1 protein-coding gene is annotated in these 3,337 nt (G+C 70.5%); it reads right to left on the bottom strand.

Annotation, left to right across the window (positions count from 1 at the left end; translation table 11 throughout):
* Positions 1-3,337 (bottom strand): acyltransferase domain-containing protein (locus tag AB0O48_RS34505; protein ID WP_365070189.1); only part of this gene is annotated, 3,337 nt, incomplete at both ends.

Consider the following 3,337-nt stretch of genomic DNA (forward strand, 5'->3'; position numbering starts at 1 on the left):
CCGTACGCGCTCACCAGATGCCGGGCCACCAACGCACCCAACGTCCCCGTCCCGCCGGTCACCAGCACTGTGCCCTGCCCACCCAACAACGGCGGGACGGTCAGCACGACCTTGCCGGTGTGGCGGGCCTGGCTGATGTGCCGCAACGTGTGCCGCGCTCGGCGGATGTCCCAGCTGGTCACCGGCAACGAATTGAGGTGGCCGTGCTCGAGCAGCTCGACGATCTCGGTGAGCATCTGCCCGATGCGATCGGGGCCTGCCTGAGTCAAGTCGAACGCCTGGTAGGTGGTTTCCGGATGGTGCGCGGCGAACTCGTCCGGGTCGCGCAGGTCGGTTTTGCCCATCTCGAGGAACCGTCCGCCCGGCGCCAGAAGCCGGGCGGACGCGTCGACGAACGGACCGGCAAGCGAGTTAAGCACCACATCCACGCCCCGCCCTGCGGTCGTGGCCCGGAACTGCTCCTCGAAGTCGAGTGTGCGGGAGGAGGCGACATGCGCTTGGCCGATTCCGAGCTCATGCAGCACCGGCCACTTCGGTGGACTGGCGGTTGCGAGAACCTGCGCGCCGGCATACCGGGCCAGCTGCACGGCGGCCATACCGACGCCGCCCGCGCCGGCATGGACCAGTACCGTTTCACCAGGTCGCAGACCGGCCAGGTCGAACAGGCCGTAGAACGCGGTCAGGAAGGCCACGGGCACGGCCGCCGCCTGCTCGAACGACCAGCCCTCGGGAATGCGCACGAGCAGCCGGTGGTCGGTCACGGCCAGCGGCCCGAACGCGTTCGGCACCAACCCCATCACCCGGTCACCGACGGCCAAGCCGGCGACGTCGGGTCCGGTCTGTACCACCACGGCTGCGGCCTCACTGCCTAGCGCGGGTTCGCCCGGGTAAAGGTTCAACGCCATCAGCGCGTCACGGAAGTTCACGCCCGCAGCGCGCACCGCGACCTGCACCTGCCCGCTTTGCAGCGGCTCATCGATCTGAGGGCACGCTACTGGGGTGACGCCGTCGATGGTGCCAGCGCCGACGACCTCCAAGCGCCAGGGCCGGCCCGTGGGCGGACTCAGCACGTCGGAGCTGGTGCGGGCCATCCGTGGAGCCAGGATCCGGCCGTGGCGCACGGCCACCTGCGGCTCACCGCAGGCCGGCACGGCCGGCAGGATCTGCAGCGACGCGTGGGCGCCGTCGAGGTCGGCCAGCATCAGCCGATCCGGGTGCTCGGCCTGGGCGGAGCGCAACAGGCCCCACACCCCCGCCTGTGATAGGCCCGGGACGCCCTCGTCGACGACCGGCACCGCCCCACGGGTCACCACCAGCAGGCGGCTGGCGGCCCACCGTGAGCCAGCCAGCCACGCCTGCACCAGGGTCAGGGCTTGGTTGACGTGCTCGTGAACGCTTGTTGCTGCGGTGGATCCGGCCAAGTCCGGCTCGACGAGGTAGACGACCGTGTCGGGCGTCGGCGCGCCGGCGTCGACGGCGGCGGTCAGCGATGCCAGATCGGGGTGCGGATACACGGTTACGCCGGCCTCGGTCAGCACCGACTGTAGATCGTCGCGGTTTCCGAGGACCGCCCATGAGCTCGATGTGGGGGCGGGCGCCGGAACGGCCAGCCAGTCGACCTGGTAGAGGCCTCTACGGTGGGTGCCCAGCACCTGCTCGAGCTGCTCGGCCGAGACCGGCGGCACGACCAGGGACTCGGCGTGCAAGACCGGCTGCCCAGCGGTGTCGGCAATGTCGACGGTGACGGCGTCGCCGCCGGCCGGGGACAGCCGAACCCGTAACGCCGTGGCACCTGAGGCGAACAGAGACACCCCGTTCCAGGCGAACGGCAGCCGGACCTGCCCGGCGGTGTGGAAGAAGTTTCCCAGACCAATTCCGTGCAGGGCGGCGTCGAGCAGGGCCGGGTGTAGCCCGAACCGCTTGGCGTCGTCCGCCGCCTGCTTCGGCACGGTGACCTCGGCGTAGACGTCGTCCCCGGATCGCCACGCCGCATGCAGGCCTTGGAAAGTGGCGCCGTAGGTGTACCCGGCGCGGGCGACGTTGTCGTAGTGACCGTCCACCGCGACTGCTGTGGCTGCCGGCGGGGGCCAATTGGCGAATTGTGTGGTCATGGCGTCTGCGAGCGCCGCAGCGCCTTGGCTGAGGATGCCGGTTGCGTGTTGCGTCCACTCGAATTCGCTGTCGCCGTCGTCGGGACAGGAATGCACGCTCACCGGCCGGCGGCCGGACTCGTCGGCGCCGCCGACCCGTACCTGCACCGCTGCTCCGCCACGCTCGGGAAGCAGCAGCGGTACCTCCAGCATGAGCTCCTCGATCCGGTCGCAGCCCACCTCGTCGCCGGCGCGCAGGGCAAGTTCCACGAATGCGGTGCCGGGCAGCAGCACAACTCCGGACACAGCGTGGTCTGCCAGCCACGGCTGGGATTGCAGCGACAGTCGGCCGGTCAGCACTACGCCGTCGCCGGCGGCCAGTCCGATCGATGCGGCGAGCAGCGGATGGTCCGCGGCCGCCAGGCCCAGCCCGGTAGGATCGGTCGCACCTCGACCGGTGTGCAGCCAGAACCGCTCACGCTGGAACGGGTAGGTCGGTAGCGGCAGGACGGGACCTGCGGTGCCGGTGAGTACGGCAGACCAGTCCACCGCCACGCCCTGCACGAACGCCGCGGCCAGGCCGGTCAGGAAGCGGTCGAGACCACCATCATCGCGTCGTAGTGATCCGATCACGGTGGCGGCGGAGCCCGAGTCGTCGATGGTGTCCTGCACCGCGACGCTCAGAACCGGGTGAGGGCTTGCCTCCAGGAACACGGTGTGGCCGTCGGCCAGCAGCCGGAGGGTGGCCCGCTCGAACTGGACCGGCTCGCGCAGGTTGCGGTACCAGTACTGCGCGCCGAGTTCAGCTGCGTCGAGCGGCTGGCCGGTGACGGCGGAGTAGAACGGAACCCGTGCCGGCAGCGGGCTGATGTCCGCCAGCTGCTGCACCAGGGCGTTGCGCAGAGGCTCTACGTCGGCCGAGTGGGAGGCATAGTCGACGGCGATGGACCGGGCGCGGATGCCGTGGCCGTCGCAGTGGGTCTGCAACTCGGCCAGCGCGTGCTGGTCGCCGGAGACGACGACCGAGCGGGGGCTGTTGACCGCGGCGACGGTGACGCGCCCCTGCCAGGCATCGAGGAGGCTGGTGGCTGCGTCGGCGGCTAGGGCCAGCGACATCATGCCGCCGCCTGCCGCATGGGTGGAGATGGCAGCGCTGCGTAGGGCGACGATTTTGGCGGCGTCGTCGAGGGTCAGTGCTCCGGCGATGTGCGCGGCGGCGATCTCGCCTTGGGAATGTCCGACTACCG

The organism is Micromonospora sp. NPDC085948 (genome assembly GCF_040686315.1).
Taxonomy (GTDB): domain Bacteria; phylum Actinomycetota; class Actinomycetes; order Mycobacteriales; family Micromonosporaceae; genus Micromonospora.